The following is a 17,541-nucleotide window of genomic DNA, read 5'->3' as shown; positions in this document are numbered from 1 at the left end:
ACAACGGCAATGAACGGGCCGGGAATCTCGTGCGAACTCTGGACACGGAGCACCGACACTTCTGTTCGATGCTCCGGATCAATGCCTCATACCGATACTTCAGGTCAACAATGCCGACCCGAAGAAGTCAGAACCGGACGAAACGCCGGGGAGCACCAGGAAGTACCCGCCCCCGAACGGCGAGATATAGTCGTCCAGCGGCTCTCCGCTCAGCCGGTTCTGCACCGTCTCGAACTGCCGCTTCACGTCCTGCTGGTAGCACGTGAAGATCAGGCCCATGTCGAGGTTCCCGTTCGGGTCCACGCCGCGGTCGTAGTTGTACCCGCGCCGCAGGATCCGCGAGTCGTCGGTGGCCGCTGTGCGCGGATTGGCCAGCCGGATGTGGCTGGTCAGCGGGATGGTCTCGCCGACGGCGTCGTTGGAGTAGTCCGGCGCGTCGGCCTCGGTGTGCCCGGACAGCGGCGCGCCGCTGCCCCGCCGGCGCCCGAACATGTTCTCCTGCTCCCCGAGCGAGACCCGGTCCCAGAACTCGGTCAGCATCCGGATCAGCCGCACGCTCAGATAGCTCCCGCCGACCGCCCACGCCGGGTTCTTCGCCGGGTCCACCCATACCAGCCGGCTCATCTGCGCGGGATCGGCGACGTCGGGGTTGGCGATGCCGTCCTTGAACCCGAAGTGGTTGCGCGGCGTGCCGGAGGGGCGCGGAGGGCTGACGAAGCCGTCGACGCGCCACCGGATCTGCGCGGCCCCGCGGACGCTGCGCATGATGTCGCGCAGCGCGTGCAGCACGGTGTCGCTGTGGTCCGCGGACAGCTGCAGGCTCAGGTCGCCGTGGCACTGCGCCTGGTCGAGGTCGTCGTTGGCGAAGACCGGCATCGGGAACAGCCCGGCGGGCTTGCGCGCGGCCAGGCCGAACCGGTCGTCGAACAGCGTGGAGCCGACGCCGAGGGTCACGGTGAGGTTGTCGGCGGCGACCTCCGGCCCGAGCGTGCCGGAGTCGGTCGGCGGCCCGCTGACGCCGGCCTGGTCCGGCAGGCCCCCGGCGGTGAGGAACGCGGCGCGGGCGGTCAGGGTGCGGAACAGGTCGGCGAGGCCGGCCTTGTCGGTCGCGGTGACGTCGAGCGCGAGCATGATCGTGGCCGGGGCGGCGCCGCGCAGGACGGCGGCCTGGTGCGGGCCGCGGAAGGCGGGGGCGGGGGCCGGGGCCGCGTCGGGGGCGGCGGCCGCGGCGCCCGCGTCCGGGACCGTCGCGGCCGAGGCGGTGTCGTGGGTCAGCGCGAGGCCGGTGCCGGCGGTGGTCGCGGCGGCTGCCACGCCGCCGATGCCGGCGGCCCGGAGCAGGGATCGGCGGCCGATCGGGGCGGTCATCGGGTGCTCCTGGGGGTTCGGGCGTAAGGCTGCTGAAAAGTGTGCGTCCTCATCACGACTTGTCCAACCGCGGCTCGCAGATCGTCGCGACCGGCGCCAGCAACTCCACCGCGGCCCCGGCCGCCGAGTTCAGCGCCTCCCGCTGCGGGTTCGTGAGCTGCGCCAGCGGCGTCCACGACCCGTCGGCGTGCCGTTGCGCCTCGACCAGGCCGCGCAACCGCGCCAGCGCGGCGTCGATGCGCGGCAGGTCGGGGTCGCGCGGGGTGAGGATCGGCCGCAGGATGCCCAGAAGCGCCTGCGTGCCGTCGACGTTGGCGTCGATCGTGGCCAGCGTCGTGCCGCTGCCCTGGTCGCTCTGGCCGGACAGCTCGAAGCGGACCGCGTCCTCCAGGATCTCGTGCGTGCGCAGGCCCAGCTGCAGCGGGTCGATCTGGGCGCCGGGGAACTCCGTCGACAGCTTGTCCACCGACGCCACCAGATCCCCGGCCGGCCCGGTCAGCTGCGCGGCCGTCTGGCCGTGCCAGAGCCCGTACTCGAGCCGGTGGAAGCCCCCGAAGCCGGAGTCGCCGACGCCGCCGGGCAGGTCGTTCGGCAGCCCGTCGATCGCGTCGCCGACGTCCCCGAACGCGTCGTACGCGCCGCCCAGCCGCTCGTACTGCTGGTGCGCGGGCACCCAGTCGGCGCGCGCGGCGTCGAGGTTCCCGGCGGCGACGTCCGCCTGGAGCTTCTGGACCAGCGGCTTCAGCTGCCCCAGGCCGTTCTCGACGTAGGACTGGTACTGCTTCACCGGCCCGGTCAGGTCCGCGCGCGACACCGGCAGCACGCCGGGCGTCACGGCCCCGGCCATCGCCGCGGAGGCGCTGCCGGTGACGCGCACCGGCGGCCCGGTCACCGGATCGGCGTCGGCGGGCCAGCACTTCAGCGCGTACGTCCCGTCGCCGAGCACCACCGGCATCTGGTCGCTGGTCCCCGCGGCGAGCCCGACGAGCTCCCCGTAGATCGCACCGGTGCCCGGATCGATCAGGTAGACCTCGGTCGTCTCGATACCGGTGTTGGCGATGAGCAGGTTCTGCTTCCCCGGCTTCGCCGCCGTCCACCCGCCGCCGCAGTCGTACGCGTCAACGGTCAGCGCGCCGGCAGGCAGCCCAGCGGCGTACTTCGGCTTGGCGGCGGAGTGGTGCATCGCGTTGCCGGCGACCGCGCCGAGGACAGCCACGACGGCGGTGAGCGCCAGCACGACCTTCGGCGACGCCAGCCTCGGCGGGTTCTTGGACAAGGGGAGCCCCATCATGGCGAGCGTCCGGAACGGGTTCGCGTTGAGCTTAGGGCATCCTTATTTGGCGGAAAGGGGTTGAACGCGGAATTCATCGCCCCTTCGCCGGGTGTTCGCCTTGTCCGCCTGGGGCGGTGGGCTACCGCTTGTCAGCGTCCTCATGCAGCCGCTCGTGCAGCCTGCCGAGCCCGCGCATGGCGCGCTTCGTGACGCGCTGCCCGACGTGCCGGGCGGCGTCGCCGGCCTGGGACGCGGCCTGCTTGGCGTGGGCCGCGATCTGGTCGGCCTTGCCGTGGGCGACGAGGTCGTCGTCGCCGAGGGCCTTGCCGGCGCCTTCCTCGGTGTGGCCCTTCATTCGCTGAACCGTGTGCTCGAACTTGTCGGTGAGGCTCATGGTTCCTTCCCTTCATCGCCAACACCGGGTACCCCGTTGCGTGAGCTCCTAACGGTGGTGTGCGCGGCGCGTCGGCGCGCGGTACGCCGATGTGCGCGGCGCGCGATGGCGGATCCCGCTACCGCGCCGCCGCGGCGATCGGCCGCAGCTCCCCGAGCGTCGTCTCGCTCGGTCGGACCGCGCTCCCGTCTTCCCGGGTGAACGCCACGTGCCGTAGCGGCTCGCCGGTGGTCTGGTCGATCAGCGGCCGGTATTCCTCGCCGGGGTCGAACGCGTACTGCTCGCCCCACTGTCGCAGGGCGATGATGACGTCGAACAGGTCGCGGCCCTTGTCGGTCAGCGCGTACGCCTGGTACGCCGACGAGTCCGCGGCTGGCTCCGTCGTGAGGATCCCGGCGTCGACCAGGCCGGCGAGCCGGTCGCTGAGGATGTTCTTGGCGATGCCCAGGCTGCGCTGCAGCTGGCTGAAGCGGCACGGCCCGTCGAACGCGTCGCGCAGGATCAGCAGCGTCCACCGGTCGCCGACCAGGTCGACGGTCCGCATCACCGGACACGGCTCCTGGGTGGCCTGCCGCTTCGTCATCGCCGTGCCTCCTCGCTTCCCGGCTGGTGGGGAACCCGACTCCGAGAACTGGTCGTGAAAGGTGGTAGTGAAAGTTGGTGGTGAAACAAGACTACAGCGGTTGCAAATCGAAACCACTTCTGCCTACGCTGGCCCCCGCCCGAGCTCTGCCCAGGGCTCCCGCACGCCGCCCAGCGAGGAGAAGCCGCCATGATCGACCCCGCCGAGACCTTCGACGGAACCTTCCCCTTCCAGCCGCACTTCAGCACCGCCCCCGGGTTCCGCATGCACTACGTCGACGAGGGCGCCGGCCCCGTCGTGCTCGCCCTGCACGGCGAACCCACCTGGGGCTACCTCTACCGCCACCTGGTCGCCGACTTGGCGCCGACGCACCGCGTGATCGTCCCCGACCACATGGGCTTCGGGAAGAGCGAGACCCCGGCGGACCGCACCTACTGGCTCCAGGACCACGTCGACAACCTCGAAGCGCTGGTCGCCGACCTGGACCTGACCGGCATCACGCTGGTCCTGCACGACTTCGGCGGCCCGGCCGGCATGGGCCTGCTGGCCCGCCGGCCCGAGCTCGTCTCCCGCGTGATCAGCGTCAACGGCCCGACCGCGTTCGGCCAGCCCGGCCTGGCCGCCGCGTTCAAGGCCAACGCGGCCCAGTCCGCGTGGTTCACCTGGATCGCCGAGGCCCACGCCCGGGGCACCCTCGACGCGACCCTCGGCGACCTCGGCTACAACATCCTCAGCACCCTGAAACTCAACGGCTTCCAGGACAACGAGATCATCACGCCGTCCTGGCTTCGCGCCTACGCCGCCCCCTTCCCGACCCCGGCGGCCGCGGCCGGCGCGCTGGGCTGGGCCAAGGGCCTGGAACTGGGCGCCCACCGCTTCGAGCAGCCCGGACCCGAGGCCCGCGAACGAGCCGCCGGCCTCCCGGCCCTCGCCATCTGGGGCTCCGAGGACCGCACCCTGGCCGCCGAACACTTCCTGCCGCTGTTCCGCGAGACGTTCCCGAACGGGCTTGTCAGTGAACTGTCAGGCGTCGGCCACTACAGCCTTGAAGACGCGCCAGCGACGATCACCGCGCTCATCAAGCTCTTCCTCGACGCCACGAGCGACGGTTCGGCACTCACCGAAATGATCGCCGCCTAGCGTGTAGCGCATGGAACAAACCCAGGCCGTGTGCCGGACGGTACGAGGCGACGTCGACCCGCGTGCCCTCGGCCGGGTCCTGTCCCACGAGCACGTGCTCGCGCTGCTCGTGGGGCCGGGACCGTCCGGCCGTCCGCTGACTGACGCAGAGTTCGACGATGCGAAGGTCGCGGCTGCGGTCGAGGCGTTGAGCGGTCTGAAGGAGCTCGGGTTCGGGACGGTCGTCGACCTGAGTCCGTATGGGGACGCGGGCCGTGACGCCACCGGGGCGAACGCCGTACTCCTCCCGCGTATTGCCGAGGCGAGTGGGCTGAACATCGTGTCGGGCACGGCCACCTACCGCGAGGAGTTCAGCCCTGAGTGGGTGCGGCAGGCCAGTATCGAAGACCTCGTACACCGCTTCGTCGCCGACGTGACCACCGGTATCGGGAGCACCGGCGTCCGCGCCGGCATCCTCGGCGAGCAGCCCACCAGCGACGGCCACATCACCGAACACGAAGCACGCGGCCTGCGCGCCGCGGCCCGAGCACACCACCTGACCGGCCTGGCGATCAGCACGCACACAACGCACGGAACGATGGCCCTGGAACAGATCGACATCCTCGTGCAGGAAGGGGTCCCCCTGGACCGCGTGGTGATCGGCCACATGGACAACCACCCCGACCTCGACTACGTCCGCCGCGTCCTCGATCGCGGCGTGAGCATCGGTTTCGACTCCATCGGCAAGGAGTCCTGGGACGTCCGCCGCCCCGCGCCGTCACATCAGGAGCCTGACGGCCGCTACGACAAGCCGGCGATCAGGCAGTCCGACCGCACCCGCGCACACCGCCTGGCGGCGCTCGTCGCCGAAGGCCACGCCGACCGGATCCTCCTGTCCGAGGACCTGACCGGCGGCCAGACGTGGCTGAACCCCGCAACCCATGGCCGACATGGCTACGGCTACCTCGGACGCGTATTCCTCCAAGATCTCGAAGAACTAGGCATAAGTCATCAAAACATCGACAGGATGCTGATTTCCAACCCCGCAAGGCTGCTGTCCGTGTCCTTATAACTAGCAACGTAAATAGCAACGCCGCCGAAGCAGCCAACCGCACCTACAAGCGAGCAGCCCTCCGCCCCACAGCCGCCGCCACCCGATGCGACGCCTCCTGCAACCACATCGCGCCACCCGGCGCCACGACGATCGCCGGCACCCGCCGCCGCGGCATCGTGCCGCAGTCGACGTGCACCACCTCCGCGATCGACCACCCGTCCGGCGCGAGACTGCGCCCGCTGATCGGCGGGAACACGTGCAGAGCGACGACGTTCCGATGCCGCGTGGCCCACAGGCACATCCCGAACCGCTCAGCCTGCTCCCCGGTGTGGAAGTAGGCGGCGGGGAAAAGATAGCCGAGGCGGGAGACGGTGTTCGCGCGGACGCGGAAGGCGAGACGGACCGTGTACCAGGTCGTCTTGGCATCCGCCGCAGGGATCATAGTTGTATCGGCCATACAATAAGAGACCGGCGAATCGCCGAATCATGACGCGGGTTCGGGCCTCGATTTCGCGGCGGTCCTGAGGGGCGGTCGCCGGCGCCGCATCGGTGCTCAGATAACGGGCCCGACATGCGCGGCCGGCGACAGCGCGGCAAGGAACCAGAACCCCGGCGACCACAAGCAACAACGCCACGCGGGCAACAGCGTGATCGAAAGCCGAACAGTCGCGGACCGCCGCCGAAATGCCGGACGCGCAGGTTGCCCCTGGCGCCCACCGAACGCGGCCGCCAGCCGTCGGCACACTGCCGGCGAAACCTGAATCCGGCGCGCGATCTTGACCATGAGCACCGGCGGCCGCCAGCGCAGAACCAGTCGTTCAACCGAACTGCGTCCCCCTGCGAGGTCATCAAACCTTAGGCGAAGCCGTAAAAATCGCCTGTAAAGCCCACTCGCCAACCGCACCCTGCCCCCCAAGCGCGAGCCGATCTTCCCCCACCGAATCCGGTACGTTCGAACGCGCAGCATCCAGCCGACGCGCCGGGACCCAGCGCTCCACTGCGGCCGCCGGGCGAGGGGAAAGCAGGACACCACATGCCGGTCAAGATCGTCGACGCCACCGCCTGGCTCACCGACCTGGAAGTCGAGACCGTTCGGACCGACGCGGTCCAGGCGTTCCTCAAGCAGGAGACGCTTTTCGTCAGCGTCACCACCGACGATGGCAACACCGGCGTCGGCTACTCCTACACGATCGGCACCGGCGGCAGCTCCGTTCTCGCGATGCTGCGCGATCACCTGCTGCCGCGGCTCGCCGGCGCGGACGCCACGCTCGTGGAGCACCTGTGGCGGGACCTGTTCGCCTCCACTCGCGCCACGACCGTCGGCGCGATCACCTCGCTCGCGCTGGCCGCCGTCGACACCGCGTTGTGGGACCTGCGGTGCAAGCGTGCCGCGGAGCCGTTGTGGCGCCTGGCCGGCGGCTTTCGGCGCGAGGTCCCGCTCTACGACACCGAGGGCGGCTGGCTCCATTTGTCGACCGACGAGCTCGTCCGGGGTGCGCAGGCCTCGCAGGCCGCGGGCTGGTCCGGTGTGAAGCTCAAGGTCGGCAAGTCGCGCGTGGAGCACGACTTGCACCGGCTGCGCGCGGTGCGCGACGCCGTCGGTCCGGAGCTGGACCTCATGGTCGACGCGAACCAGTCGATGACGTGCGCCGAGGCTCGTCGGCGCGCGGCGGCCTTCGAGCCGCTTGGGCTGTCGTGGTTCGAAGAACCTCTGCCGGCCGACGACGTGGCCGGCCACGTCGCCCTGGCGCAGTCCACGACCATCCCGATCGCGGTCGGGGAGTCGATGTACTCCCTCGCGCAGTTCCGCGACTACCTGGCGCGCGGCGCGGCCTCGATCGTGCAGGCCGATGTCGCGCGGGTCGGCGGCATCACGCCGTGGCTGAAGATCGCGCACCTCGCCGAGTCCTTCAACGTCGACGTGTGCCCGCACTTCCTGATGGAACTGCACGTCAGCCTCGTCGCCGCCATCCCCAACGGCCGCTACGTCGAGCACATCCCCCAGCTGCGCGCGATCACCCGGAGCCAGATGCAGGTCGAGAACGGCCATGCGATCGCGCCGGAGACCCCCGGCCTGGGGATCGACTGGGACTTCGACGCGATCGACGACCGGCGCGTCGCCTGAGGCGAGGCAGCCCAGGCCGAGGTAGCCCCAGTCCGAGGTAGCTCGGCCCCGAGGTAGCTCAGCCCTGAGGCAGCCAAGCCCGAGGCAGCCCGGCCCCGCCGCGCCTCAGACCTTCAGCCGCAGGATCCGCTCGGCGTTGCCATACGCGATCTTCGCGCGGTCCTCATCGCTGAGCGTTGTGCCGGCGAGCCCTGCGACGGCGTCGCGAGTCGTCTCGTAGGGATAGTCGATGGAGAACATCACCGAGTCGGCGCCGATTTCCATGACGGCTCCGGTGAGCGCGGCAGGGGAGAAGACCCCACTTGTCGTAATGACAATGTTGGTGCCGATGTAGTGCGAAGGTGCGTGCCGCAGCGGATTCTCCAGCGTGAATGTGCCATAGCGAGAGTCAAGCCGACTACGCATGAACGGCAGGAACTCGCCCATGTGCCCCAGGATGAGCGTCGCCGCCGGATGCCGGTCGAACACGCCACTGAACAGGACGCGCAACGCGTGCCCGCCGGTCTCCGCGGCCCAACTCCAGGCCGCGCCGTACATCTCGGGACGCCCCTGCAGTACCTTCCATCGGTCAGCCGGCGGCGCGCCGGGGTGCAGGTAGAGCGGGACCGACAGCTCCTCCAACGCCGACCAGAACTCGTCGTAACGCGGTTCGTCGAGGTAGTGGCCCCCGAGATGGTCGTTGATCAACGCGCCGCAGAACCCGAGTTCGCCGACCGCGCGCTCCAGTTCCTCCACGGCGGCCTTCGGATCCTGCATCGGAAGCGCGGCGAAGCCCCGGAACCGGGTCGGATGTTCGGCGACGACCCGCGCGAGGTAGTCGTTCGCGGCCCGGGCGTTGTCGCGCGCGGCCGGGGCCTCCTGGTCGATCTGGATTCCCGGCACGGTGAGGGAGAGCACCTGGATGTCGATACCGTGCTCGTCCATCTCCGGCAGCCGGTATTCATTGATGTCCCGAAGCCGGCGGGTCCAGTCGGTGACCAGATTCCGGTCGATCGGGAAGTCGCCCCAGTCGGATTCGGAGTTCCACTGCGGGACGGAGAAAGCTTCTTCGAGAGCGATATGGCGCATAACCAGAGTCTGTGCCCGGCGAATGCCAGGTGTCCAAGACCTGATTGTCATTCCCATGCCTCTGAGGCATCATTGCTGGTCGCGGCCGCCGGATAGACTCCCACCATGTCCGACTCGCCGCCGCTTCCGGCGGATCTCGATCTGCGTTTGGTCCGGTACTTCACCGTCGTCGCGGATCTCGGGCACTTCGGCCGCGCGGCCGAGGAGTTGCGCGTCGCGCAGCCTTCCCTGAGCCGGCAGATCCAGCGGCTTGAACAACAAATCGGTGCGCGCCTCCTGGACCGCACGCCCCGGGGCACAAGGCTGACCGCCGCCGGCGAACAGTTCATGCCGCGTGCCAGGGCCCTGCTACGCCTCGCCGCGCAGGCCGCCGCCGCTGCCCGCTCGGCCGCCGAGCCCAGCCGGATCAGCATCGGCGGGTTGCCGTACGTCCGGATCGACGAGGCAGTGCGTGAGCTGCGGGCGCGGAACCCCGACGCCGAGGTGCGTGTCGTCGAGCTGGCCTGGAACGAGCCGCGTCAGGCGCTGCTGGACGGACGCGTGGACGTGGCGGTGACCCGGCTGCCGATCGACGCGGAGGGCCTGCGCGTGACCCCGCTCTACAAGGAGCCGCGGGTCCTGGTCGTACCTCTGAACCACCGGCTGGCGAGGGAGGAGTCGGTGACGCTCGACGCGTTCGCCGACGAGCCGCTGATCTCGCTGTCCGACCCTGCGTGGAACGCGTTCGCGCACATCGATCCGCGTCCGGACGGCAGCCATCCGCTGGACGGCCCGCTGGTCGAGGTGCTGGAAGACACGCTGGAGCTGATCGCCGCCGGGCAGGCCGTGGCGATCCTTCCGGCCGATCTGAGCGGCGTGCGTTCGGACCTGGTCGGCGTCACGCTTCAGGGCGTCGAGCCGGTGCAGGCCGCGTTGGTCACGCGGGCCGGCGAGGACAACCGTCTCGTCGCGGAGTTCCGTCGGTACGCGCAGGCCCAAGTCGGCGACTCAGGCACTGACTAGTCACCGCTGCGCATCCTGCGCTTCCAGCACTCGAACCAGCTGGTCGATGAACTGCTCTCGCTCGCCGGGCTCCAGCGGCGCGAGCAGTTCAGCGTTCGCCTTTTCTGCCAGTTTCAGGCACCGGTTGAGTACGGCGAGCCCCTCGGTCGTGACCCGGATCGCGTTCTTCCGACGGTCGCGGGGATCGGGGTCGCGCGCCACATAGCCGAGCCGTTCCAGATGGTTCAGCAGCAGCACCATGTCCTTGCCGTCGATCTCCAGGCGCCGTACCAGATCCGCCTGCGCCAGCGGTCCGTTCTGGGCTGCGGCGGCCATCACCGCCAGGTGCGCCAAGTTCAGATCGACGCCGGCGATGGCTTCGGCGACCAGGGCACGGCCGCGTGCCGCGGCGCGGCCGGTGAGCCAGCTCGGCAGGGCTTGGATGCGGTCCAGGGGGCGCGGCTTCGGGGTGGCCATGCGGGCACTCTACCCCCGAGTTCATTGGACATCCCAATGAACTCGGGCTACGCTCGAACTCGTTGGAAGTCCCTATGATCTGGCTGTTGATACCCGCACTGGAGGTGCACATGCGTCGCATCCGCTACGAAGCGAACGGCGGCCCCGAGGTCCTGTTCCTCGAAGACGCGCCGGAACCCGAGCCGGCGCCCGGTGAACTACTCATCCGCACCGAGGCGATCGGCGTCACCCTGCCGGTGGTGCGCAAGGTCCGCGAGGTCGCCGCACCGATTCCGCTCGGCGGCGAGGTCGCCGGGATCGTCGTCGGCATGGGTGACGGCGTCGAGGGCTTCGCGCTCGGCGACCGCGTCACCGGCCTGTGCTTCTCCCACGGCTACGCCGACGTGGCGATCCTGTACGAAGCCATGGCCTCGCACATCCCCGACGACGCGAGCGCAGTCGACGCCGTGGCGCTGGTTCGCAGTGGACTGATTGCCCGGGGCGTTCTCGAAGCGGGTGTCGCAGGACCCGGAGACTCGGTGCTCGTCACCGCCGCGGCAAGCGCCGTCGGCTCGCTGGCCGTCCAGTACGCCAGGGCACGCGGCGCCGCCCGCGTGGTGGCAGCGGTCAGCAGCTCGCAGAAGGCTGACTTCGTCCGCGACCTGGGCGCCGACGAAGTCGTGCTGTATAGCGACGAATCCTGGGGCGATCCCGTGGACGTCGTCCTCGACGGCGTCGGCGGCGACCTCCTCGCCCCGGCCGTACGAGCCCTCGCGCCGGCCGGTCGCCTGGTCGCTTTCAGCTCCGGCGGCGGCGTGATCGACGCCTACGAACTCCTCGTCCGCGGTGCCTCGGCGATCGGCTTCCAGATGGCGGCGATCGCCCGCACCAAGCCCAAGCTCTACGCGAGCTGGCGCGACGAACTCTGGGCCGAATATCGGGCCGGAACCCTGCGTCCGCGCGTCCACGCGTGCGTTCCTCTGGCCGAGGCGGCGCGGGCCCACGAGATCATCGAGTCTCGCAGCAACCTCGGCAAGGTCGTCCTCGTGCCCTGATACGGCCCGACCAGGCCTCAGTCCAGATCGAGCGCCGTCTTGTCCACCTCGACGCGCGTCGGCCGCGTCGGGTCGAACCGGATCGGCAGCTGCGTCCCCGGCGTCGCGATCCGCGCTCGCCGTTCGGGCGTGGAGAACACCAGCCGGGTGTGCGTCGTGTACGGCTCACCCGTCGGCGGCATGACTTCCAGCGTCAGGTCGACGATGCCGCCGGGGACGATGCGCCCGAAGAACGCCGGCGCGTTCACGTCCTGCACCGCCGTCACGATCGCGGTGGCGGGGATGCCGTCGAGGATCGGCGCGCCGTCGTTGATCTCCACGTGGACGTGCGACTCGCTCCACGCCGTGTTCGACTGGCCGCCGAAGGCTTCGCTGATGGCGTTGGTGACGGCTTGCGCGAGGTCGCCGCCTGCGAAGTCGCCGCCGCCGGCGAATGTGCTGCTGTTGCCCGAGAAGATGGTGCCGAACAGGTTGCCCGGCGTAGCGGTACCGGCTGTCGTGTCTCCCGCCGCCATGCGCGCGGCCGTCTCCGCGGCCTGCTTCATCTGCTGTGCCTGAACGTTCGCCCGGTACTGCTTCTCCGTCGGCACCTGCTTCCACAGGATCTTGAGCTTGGCCGGCCGAGCCCGGTCGACGACGACCGGCAGATCCATGCCGTCCAGCACCCAGCGGCTGCTCGGCTGCGACGTCTTGTGTGTGACGGGAGTCGGGGTCAGCCCAGGAGCGCTCACGACACCGACGTACGTCACGCTCGAACCGCTCCAGTCCCTGGCCGTGAGCCGGAGCGTGCCCGGCACGGGATCGCGGTAGCGGTGTAGCACCCGCCAGAGGCTGAATCCGAGGTCGCCCATGCGCGCCAGTATGGCCTTCGGCGCCACCACGATGGAAGCCGGTCGCGGGGACGCCATCGTCCCCGCGACCGGTGTCGGCGCGCGCCCCTGCTCGCGCGCCGCTGCGTCGCCCTAGCCGTGCGCCCGCGTCGCCTACCCGCGCCGCCGCCGCATCTCGATCCGCGACCGCGTGAACGCGGCCGACCCGAGCGCGGCCAGCAGCGGCAGCGCCACGACCAGCACCCCGAGGTACAGCCACGGCGGCGCGAACTGCGTCTTCTGCACGGCCAGCGTGTTGAACGGATCCTGCGCGATCTGCTGCGCCTTCGCCTCCACCAGGCCGATGCCCGGCAGCAGTCCGAAGGCCGCGCCCAGCACCGCGCCGAGCCCCGCCGTGACCGCGGCCTGCGAGCCGGCCAGCAGCCGCCGCACCCGGGGCCTGGCGCCCACCGCCGCCAGCGTCTCCAGGTCGGCCTGCGCGTCGGTGATCGCCAGCCCGGTGGCCACCGCCGCCGCGCCCAGCATCACCGCCCCGGCCACGAAGGCGAGGGCCAGCACGCCGACCCAGGTCTGGCTCTGGTAGCCGCGCTCGACGTAGAAGGACTGCTCGATGCCCGCCGCGCCGACCAGGTTGTCGGCTTGCTTCTCCTCCTGCTTGGTCGGCATGCGCGTGGTGTCGAACAGCAGCGTCACCGGTGCGAACTTCGCGCCGAGCTTGTCCAGCGCGTTCGGCGACACCACGGCGGTGACGTCCCAGCGCGGGCTGTCGACGAGCGTCGCGGGCAGCGCCGTCTTGGTGATCTTGTCGGGGCACGACTGCTGTTGCTGCTGTTGCGGGTCGCAGGGAGCGTTGACGCCGATCTCGACCGTCGGGTGCGCCCCGGTCGTGGCCATGTCGAACTTGTCGAAGACGACCGCGCCGCCGGCCTTCAGCGTGTCCTCGGCGGCCTTGTCCTCGTGCCCGAGCAGCACCCGCACCAGCTCCGGACCTCCGGCCACCACGTTCGACGCGCCGGTCTGGAACGGGATCATGCCGCTCTGGAATCCGGTGTCGCAGCGCTTGTCCTTGCCCTGTGCGGCCATGCTCAGGTTGCGCGGGCACGTGTTCTGCGGCGTGCGGATCACCTGCGGCGTCGCAGGCGTCGCCTGATCTCCGTAGCCGACGCCCTGCAGGACTGCCGCCTCGCTGGTCGGAAGTACCCCGCTGATCTGCTGGAGCAGGTGGGCCGCCAGGGCCGGCGCGGCGCCGGAGCTGTTGTTGCTGAGCGCCGCCGCGGCCTGGCCCATGCGGAGCTGGCTCTGGTAGTAGTGCCGCTGCTGCGCGTCGTCGGAGTTGATGACCATCGCCACCGTCGTGGCCCCGGCCACCGCGGCCATGATCGCGGCCACCGCCGGGGCGGTGCGGCCGCGGTTGCGGGCGCTGTCCCGCAGCGCCAGGCGCCCGGTCAGCGGCAGTGCCCGGGCCAGTTTGCCGGACCATGCGACCAGTACCGGTGTACACGCGACCAGGCCCAGCTCGGCAGCCCCGACCCCGGAGGCCACCAAGATCGCGTTGCCGTGATGCCAGGCGCCCACCAGGATCAGCGCGGTGCCCAGCACGACGCCGATCAGTCCGAGCAGCGGCAGTTTCCACGGCGTCCTGGACTGCCCGCGCCGTCTGGTCAACGCGGTCAGGACGTCCTGGCGGGCCGTCGTGACCGCCGGCGCCACCGCGGCCGTCAGGCCGGTGCCGACGCCGACCAGCGCGGCGGCCAGCAGCTCCAGCGGCTTGAGCCGGAAGCCGCCCATCGCCTGCTGGGTGAAGTGCCCGAACCACGGCAGCGTGACGGTCGCGGCCGCGACACCGACCACGGCGCCGATCACCCCGCCGGCGGCCCCGAGCACCACGCCGTCGGCCAGCACGATCCGGCACAGCCGCCGGCCGTCCGCGCCGGCCGCGCCGAGCAGGCCGAAGTCGCGGCGCCGGCGGCGCGCGCTCACCGCGAACGCCGGTCCGGCCAGCAGCACGACCTCCAGCAGCACGATGGACAGCGCGATCGCCGCCACAGTCAGCGTCCGGCTCTGCGTGTTGTCGCCGAAGATGCTGTTCGGGTAGGCCGTGTAGTAAGGGACCTGCGAACGGGCCGGCGGGTCGGCGAGGAGCAGCTTGGACTTCACGGTGAAGCCCTGCGCGTTGAGCTTCTGGGTCAGGTCCCAGCCGACCCCGCCGGGAACCGCGATCGGGAAGGCGGTGCTGCCGCCGCCGGTGTGCTGCTGGCTGAAGACCCCAGGGCGGGAGAAGATGACCTCGCTGTAGGGTTGCGCCTTGCTGTCGTAGATCCCGGTGATGCGCACGGTCCGGGACCCGTTCGACGCGTCCTGTGACGTGCCCTGTGACGTGTCCTGCGATGTCGACGGCGGGGACGTCTGGACCGGCGCGGCCTGGCCCACGGGTGCGGGCCCGACCGTCACCCCGGGCGTCGCGTCGCGACCGCCGGGCCCGATCACCCGCACCGTGATGGTGTCGCCGACGCCCTTGTGCAGCTCGCCGGCCATCGCGCTGCTCAGCGCGATCTCGTCGGCGGTGGTCGGGGCGGAGCCGGCGACGTGGTCGACCGTGGGGGACAGCAGCGGATCGGTGAGGTCGATCTCCGACACCTGCCCCCAGGCCCGGCCGTCGCTCTCGCTGACCTGCACTTCCGTGCCGTCGGTCGACTGCGGCGCCGCGACGCGCGAACCGGGCGGCAACAGCGCGGCCAGGTCCGCGACGGTCGCCGGCGACGTGCGCAACGGCCGGCTGTTCCCCGACGCGTCCCGCACCGGCCCGGCGTTGCTGTCGTCGGGGAGCTGGTACATCGGGGTGCCGATGTCGTCGACGAGCGCGTCGTAGCGGCCCATCTGCCAGGTGGCCTTCTGCTCGGCGGTGATCTGCGAGCTGCGCCACAGCGTGTCGGCGGCGGAGGCGCCCGCGACCGGCAGCGCGAGCATCGTCACCACCAGCGCCGAACGCTTCTTGTTCCGCCACGCTTCGCGGCGCGCCACCCTCAGCGCGAGGCTCCAGTTGCTCATGGCCGGGCCTCGTCGACCAGCAGGTCCTCGGCGCGCTGCGAGGGGGCGGACTCGTCGACGATCAGGCCGTCGCGGATGAAGACGATGCGGTCGGCCCAGGCGGCGTGCCGGGCTTCGTGCGTGACCAGGACGCCGGCGGCGCCCTCGTCGCAGCGCTTGCGCAGCAGTCGCAGCACGGCCTCGCCGGTCTCGGTGTCCAGCGCGCCGGTCGGCTCGTCGGTCAGGATCAGGCGGCGCTCGCCGATCAGGGCTCGCGCGATCGCGACGCGCTGCTGCTGGCCGCCGGACATCTCGTCGGGGAAGCGGTCGGCTTCGGCGCGGAGTCCCATTTCCTCCAGGGCCGCGATCGCCTCGACCCGGGCTTTGCGGGCCGACACGCCGTCCAGTTCCCGGGGCAGGGCCACGTTCTCCGCAGCGGTGAGCGCCGGGATCAGGTTGTAGTCCTGGAATACGTAGCCCACCGAACGCCGGCGGATGGCCGCCAGCTGGGCCTTGGACTGGCTGCTCAGCGGCGTGTCCTGGACCACCACCTCCCCACCGGACGGCGTGTCCAGGCCCCCGGCGAGCGACAGGAGTGTCGACTTGCCCGAGCCCGACGGCCCCATGACGGCCACCAGTTCCCCGGCGCGTACGACCAGGTCCACGCCGCGGAGCGCGTGGACTTCGGCGGCGCCCTTGCCGTGGGTGCGGGTGACGTTGCGGAGCTCGAGGATTGTCTTGCCGGTCATATGGTTTTCCCCTCCCAGGTGGCAGCGGCCGGTGTGGCGCCGGCGCTGCTGGTACTGCTGTTACTGCTTGTGGCGCCTGTGGTGCTTGCGTTGCTCTCACTGTCCGGGCCGCCGCCGCCGGCTGCGGCTGCGGCGTCCGGCCGGCCGACCGGCAAAGTCCGGCCTTCGCGCGCGTGCCGCAGCACGCGCGCCTCGACGTGGTCCAGCCACCGGATCTCGGCCTCGGACTGGAAGATCATCGACTCCAGCACCAGCGAGGCGGCCAGCTCGTCGGGATCCAGCCGGGCCTTGACGCGCGTGAAGTCCTGCAGCGCGGCCAGCGCGTGCTTGCGCTGCGCGTGCACGATCGCGGCCACATCGACGCCGGCGACCGTGACCGCGAGCGCCAACTTCACAGCCAGCTCGTCCCGCGGCCGCTCGGCCCGGGTCACCGGCCGCGCGAACCAGGAGAACAACTCGTCCCGCCCGGCATCGGTGATGCGATAGAAGACATGGTTCGCGGCGTCCTGCCCGGCGGGCTCGACCAGGCCGTCGCGCTCCAGCCTGCTCAGCGTCGTATAGACCTGCCCGATATTGAGCGGCCAGGTGGCACCGGTCCGTTCCTCGAACTCGGCGCGGAGTTGGTAGCCGTAGCGGTCGCCGTCGGCGAGGACGGCCAGGAGGGAGTGTTTGACGGACACGCTATCGGGTCCGTGCATACTCGGTATGGTTGCGGGTCACGGCTATATAGATACCCGGTATGCACGGCGAGGGCAAGTGGGGGGTGGGGGCGGCGACGGGGATGGTGACGCGGACCGGGAGGTCTTAGTCGCTGGAGGCGGCGTACTCCGGATCGTTCTTCACAAGCCAGGCGTGGTGTGCGTTGTAGAGCATTTGTTGGTGGGCTATATGCAGCCCGCTGATGGCGTCCGAGACGCTGACGCCGGCGTCAGCGTCGACCAGGCGGCCGACCGCGTCGAGCAGTTTCATCAGGTCCGACGCGGAGAATCCGCCGACTTTGAGCTGGTGGTCGTAGCCGAAGGACACCGCTCCGTTCTCCGGGTTCGCGAGGGTCGTTTCGGCCTGGTGCGAGATTTCGCGGCTCAGTGCCGGGCCGAGGCCGGTGGCCAGGATCACCGCGAGTTCTTCGGCTAGGGCGTCGATGTGGTCGGCGGTCAGCTGGTCGCTTACTGATTCGCGGAGCACCCAGCGGGCGACGTCGCGGAAGTGCTCGCGCAGGACCGGGATGTCGGGGTCGCCGAGGTCGCCGGTGAAGGGTGCGGGGGAGGGGCTGGCGGCTTCTGTCATGGCGGCGAATCTAGTGCCGGTGTGCGACAGCTCTTGCGGCCCGGGGCAGGTGGCGACTCAGGCCATTGACGAGCCTGTCTGCGTCTCTTATCGTGTGCGCCGTTCACCTACATAACCACTGTTCATGTATGTGAATTCATGCGCTCGGCACCTTTCTTGCTTCGGCACCCAC

The 17,541-nt window shown here is 70.5% G+C and carries 17 protein-coding genes; 5 read left to right on the top strand and 12 right to left on the bottom strand.

What is annotated here, in order from left to right; all coding sequences use genetic code 11:
• Positions 1–99 precede the first annotated feature (99 nt).
• From efeB to ABH920_RS30080, 4 genes are all read right to left on the bottom strand, one after another.
• Entirely contained in the window at positions 100–1,368 is a 1,269-nt protein-coding gene (gene efeB / locus ABH920_RS30095) for an iron uptake transporter deferrochelatase/peroxidase subunit (RefSeq protein ID WP_370352556.1), read from the bottom strand.
• 52 nt (positions 1,369–1,420) lie between these two features.
• Positions 1,421–2,656: an EfeM/EfeO family lipoprotein gene (locus ABH920_RS30090; protein ID WP_370352554.1), complete on the bottom strand. Its 1,236-nt coding sequence runs from the start codon at positions 2,654–2,656 to the stop codon at positions 1,421–1,423.
• A gap of 124 nt (positions 2,657–2,780) precedes the next feature.
• Entirely contained in the window at positions 2,781–3,035 is a 255-nt protein-coding gene (locus ABH920_RS30085; protein ID WP_370352553.1) for a CsbD family protein, read from the bottom strand.
• 118 nt (positions 3,036–3,153) lie between these two features.
• Entirely contained in the window at positions 3,154–3,618 is a 465-nt protein-coding gene (locus ABH920_RS30080) for a winged helix-turn-helix transcriptional regulator (protein ID WP_370352552.1), read from the bottom strand.
• Positions 3,619–3,807: 189 nt separating this feature from the next.
• On the opposite strand from ABH920_RS30080, the gene ABH920_RS30075 reads away from it, so the two are divergent.
• Positions 3,808–4,758 carry an alpha/beta fold hydrolase gene (locus tag ABH920_RS30075; RefSeq protein ID WP_370352551.1) on the top strand — a complete coding sequence of 317 codons (951 nt, stop codon included), beginning with the start codon at positions 3,808–3,810 and terminating at the stop codon, positions 4,756–4,758.
• A 10-nt stretch (positions 4,759–4,768) separates the two neighbouring features.
• Positions 4,769–5,809 carry a phosphotriesterase gene (locus ABH920_RS30070; RefSeq protein WP_370352550.1) on the top strand — a complete coding sequence of 347 codons (1,041 nt, stop codon included), beginning with the start codon at positions 4,769–4,771 and terminating at the stop codon, positions 5,807–5,809.
• Between the two features lie 43 nt (positions 5,810–5,852).
• Here ABH920_RS30070 and ABH920_RS30065 read toward each other — a convergent pair whose 3' ends face one another.
• The gene (locus tag ABH920_RS30065) at positions 5,853–6,233 is read right to left on the bottom strand and encodes a hypothetical protein (protein ID WP_370352549.1); all 381 of its coding nucleotides are present in this window, start codon (positions 6,231–6,233) and stop codon (positions 5,853–5,855) included.
• Between the two features lie 591 nt (positions 6,234–6,824).
• Here ABH920_RS30065 and ABH920_RS30060 point away from each other — a divergent pair.
• A complete protein-coding gene (locus ABH920_RS30060) occupies positions 6,825–7,916 on the top strand; it encodes a mandelate racemase/muconate lactonizing enzyme family protein (RefSeq protein WP_370352548.1) in 1,092 nt (363 codons plus the stop codon).
• 105 nt (positions 7,917–8,021) lie between these two features.
• Here ABH920_RS30060 and ABH920_RS30055 read toward each other — a convergent pair whose 3' ends face one another.
• The gene (locus tag ABH920_RS30055; RefSeq protein ID WP_370352547.1) at positions 8,022–8,984 is read right to left on the bottom strand and encodes an amidohydrolase family protein; all 963 of its coding nucleotides are present in this window, start codon (positions 8,982–8,984) and stop codon (positions 8,022–8,024) included.
• Between the two features lie 105 nt (positions 8,985–9,089).
• Here ABH920_RS30055 and ABH920_RS30050 point away from each other — a divergent pair, with 105 nt between their 5' ends.
• Positions 9,090–9,986, top strand: coding sequence for a LysR family transcriptional regulator (locus ABH920_RS30050; protein WP_370352546.1), 897 nt, complete (start codon positions 9,090–9,092; stop codon positions 9,984–9,986).
• On the opposite strand, the gene ABH920_RS30045 is transcribed toward ABH920_RS30050, so the two are convergent.
• Entirely contained in the window at positions 9,987–10,442 is a 456-nt protein-coding gene (locus tag ABH920_RS30045; RefSeq protein ID WP_370352545.1) for a MarR family winged helix-turn-helix transcriptional regulator, read from the bottom strand.
• Positions 10,443–10,552: 110 nt separating this feature from the next.
• Here ABH920_RS30045 and ABH920_RS30040 point away from each other — a divergent pair, with 110 nt between their 5' ends.
• Positions 10,553–11,476: a zinc-binding alcohol dehydrogenase family protein gene (locus ABH920_RS30040; protein ID WP_370352696.1), complete on the top strand. Its 924-nt coding sequence runs from the start codon at positions 10,553–10,555 to the stop codon at positions 11,474–11,476.
• 17 nt (positions 11,477–11,493) lie between these two features.
• On the opposite strand, the gene ABH920_RS30035 is transcribed toward ABH920_RS30040, so the two are convergent.
• The 5 genes from ABH920_RS30035 to ABH920_RS30015 form a co-directional block, all read right to left on the bottom strand.
• Positions 11,494–12,327: a hypothetical protein gene (locus ABH920_RS30035; protein WP_370352544.1), complete on the bottom strand. Its 834-nt coding sequence runs from the start codon at positions 12,325–12,327 to the stop codon at positions 11,494–11,496.
• A 132-nt stretch (positions 12,328–12,459) separates the two neighbouring features.
• Positions 12,460–15,354 (bottom strand): FtsX-like permease family protein, encoded by a 2,895-nt coding sequence (locus ABH920_RS30030; RefSeq protein WP_370352543.1) that lies wholly within the window; start codon positions 15,352–15,354, stop codon positions 12,460–12,462.
• Positions 15,351–16,082: an ABC transporter ATP-binding protein gene (locus tag ABH920_RS30025; protein WP_370352542.1), complete on the bottom strand. Its 732-nt coding sequence runs from the start codon at positions 16,080–16,082 to the stop codon at positions 15,351–15,353. The genes ABH920_RS30030 and ABH920_RS30025 overlap by 4 nt, the downstream gene beginning before the upstream one ends.
• A complete protein-coding gene (locus ABH920_RS30020; RefSeq protein ID WP_370352695.1) occupies positions 16,079–16,762 on the bottom strand; it encodes a PadR family transcriptional regulator in 684 nt (227 codons plus the stop codon). Before ABH920_RS30020 ends, ABH920_RS30025 begins: the two co-directional genes overlap by 4 nt.
• Positions 16,763–16,886: 124 nt before the next feature.
• Positions 16,887–17,369: a hypothetical protein gene (locus tag ABH920_RS30015; protein WP_370352541.1), complete on the bottom strand. Its 483-nt coding sequence runs from the start codon at positions 17,367–17,369 to the stop codon at positions 16,887–16,889.
• Between the last annotated feature and the right edge of the window lie 172 nt (positions 17,370–17,541).

Origin of the sequence: Catenulispora sp. EB89, assembly GCF_041261445.1 — a bacterium.
GTDB lineage: Bacteria > Actinomycetota > Actinomycetes > Streptomycetales > Catenulisporaceae > Catenulispora.
Note: the sequence above shows the minus strand (reverse complement) of the source record. Positions and strands in the feature narration are given on the sequence as shown.

Excerpts from the sequence above, each read along its gene's own strand:
- efeB (WP_370352556.1), bottom strand. The coding sequence starts at position 1,368 with ATGACCGCCCCGATCGGCCGCCGATCCCTGCTCCGGGCCGCCGGCATC.
- ABH920_RS30090 (WP_370352554.1), bottom strand. The coding sequence starts at position 2,656 with ATGGGGCTCCCCTTGTCCAAGAACCCGCCGAGGCTGGCGTCGCCGAAG.
- ABH920_RS30085 (WP_370352553.1), bottom strand. The coding sequence starts at position 3,035 with ATGAGCCTCACCGACAAGTTCGAGCACACGGTTCAGCGAATGAAGGGC.
- ABH920_RS30080 (WP_370352552.1), bottom strand. The coding sequence starts at position 3,618 with ATGACGAAGCGGCAGGCCACCCAGGAGCCGTGTCCGGTGATGCGGACC.
- ABH920_RS30075 (WP_370352551.1), top strand. The coding sequence starts at position 3,808 with ATGATCGACCCCGCCGAGACCTTCGACGGAACCTTCCCCTTCCAGCCG.
- ABH920_RS30070 (WP_370352550.1), top strand. The coding sequence starts at position 4,769 with ATGGAACAAACCCAGGCCGTGTGCCGGACGGTACGAGGCGACGTCGAC.
- ABH920_RS30065 (WP_370352549.1), bottom strand. The coding sequence starts at position 6,233 with ATGATCCCTGCGGCGGATGCCAAGACGACCTGGTACACGGTCCGTCTC.
- ABH920_RS30060 (WP_370352548.1), top strand. The coding sequence starts at position 6,825 with ATGCCGGTCAAGATCGTCGACGCCACCGCCTGGCTCACCGACCTGGAA.
- ABH920_RS30055 (WP_370352547.1), bottom strand. The coding sequence starts at position 8,984 with ATGCGCCATATCGCTCTCGAAGAAGCTTTCTCCGTCCCGCAGTGGAAC.
- ABH920_RS30050 (WP_370352546.1), top strand. The coding sequence starts at position 9,090 with ATGTCCGACTCGCCGCCGCTTCCGGCGGATCTCGATCTGCGTTTGGTC.
- ABH920_RS30045 (WP_370352545.1), bottom strand. The coding sequence starts at position 10,442 with ATGGCCACCCCGAAGCCGCGCCCCCTGGACCGCATCCAAGCCCTGCCG.
- ABH920_RS30040 (WP_370352696.1), top strand. The coding sequence starts at position 10,553 with ATGCGTCGCATCCGCTACGAAGCGAACGGCGGCCCCGAGGTCCTGTTC.
- ABH920_RS30035 (WP_370352544.1), bottom strand. The coding sequence starts at position 12,327 with ATGGGCGACCTCGGATTCAGCCTCTGGCGGGTGCTACACCGCTACCGC.
- ABH920_RS30030 (WP_370352543.1), bottom strand. The coding sequence starts at position 15,354 with ATGAGCAACTGGAGCCTCGCGCTGAGGGTGGCGCGCCGCGAAGCGTGG.
- ABH920_RS30025 (WP_370352542.1), bottom strand. The coding sequence starts at position 16,082 with ATGACCGGCAAGACAATCCTCGAGCTCCGCAACGTCACCCGCACCCAC.
- ABH920_RS30015 (WP_370352541.1), bottom strand. The coding sequence starts at position 17,369 with ATGACAGAAGCCGCCAGCCCCTCCCCCGCACCCTTCACCGGCGACCTC.